The 603-nt window shown below is 38.8% G+C and carries 2 protein-coding genes; both read right to left on the bottom strand.

Going from position 1 to position 603, the window contains the following annotated elements; genetic code table 11:
* A partial coding sequence (locus R8O10_RS26200) for a DUF4435 domain-containing protein (RefSeq protein ID WP_318192094.1) occupies nucleotides 1-304 on the bottom strand: 304 nt, incomplete at its 3' end.
* Nucleotides 305-306: 2 nt separating this feature from the next.
* Nucleotides 307-603: AAA family ATPase (locus tag R8O10_RS26195; RefSeq protein WP_318192093.1), on the bottom strand; the 297-nt coding region annotated here is incomplete at its 5' end.

Here is a 603-nt window from a genome sequence, read left to right as displayed (position 1 = left end):
ATGTATCGTTGTAAGTCTTTTCTAGTACGTGGTCGAAGTCTGCATCGACTATACCGTAAACTTGATTAGAAATACGAGTCCTCAGCCTATCAACAGCTTCTATGACATCCGCCTTTCCACTTGCTGGAGTGCAGTAAAAGAACTCTGTATTTCTCAACACCATGTTAAACAGAGTAATATCGGAGTCGCCTTCAACAACAAATATAATCCTATTGCCTACGTGGTCAGTTTGGACCTGTAAAAGCAGAGCGCTAAATTTAGTTTCATCGCTACGTTCTCTGGTAGCATCTCTTAAACTCGACATAACTAGTTACTCTTTGCAATCACATGCTTGTCAAAGAGGTCAATTGAACTTTCCCATTCATCACCAATCACATCCGGTGAATGCGTTGTTACTATAAGCTGTGAGTAGTGATTAAACTTTGATATTTGAGAGAACTCATTAAGGAGGTCTTTCTGCCATGAAATGTGTAGAGATACCTCAGGTTCGTCTATCAAAATGATTGCACCATTTTCTGCTTTGAAAATTAGATCAAAGAAAATAGATACTTGGTTCTTCTCGCCTGAAGACAACTTTTCTAAAGGTATATTAGCACCAACATG

Source organism: Vibrio sp. 1727 (assembly GCF_033344415.1).
GTDB classification, from domain to species: Bacteria; Pseudomonadota; Gammaproteobacteria; order Enterobacterales; family Vibrionaceae; genus Vibrio; species Vibrio alginolyticus.
This window is presented reverse-complemented; position numbering and strand designations above follow the sequence as displayed.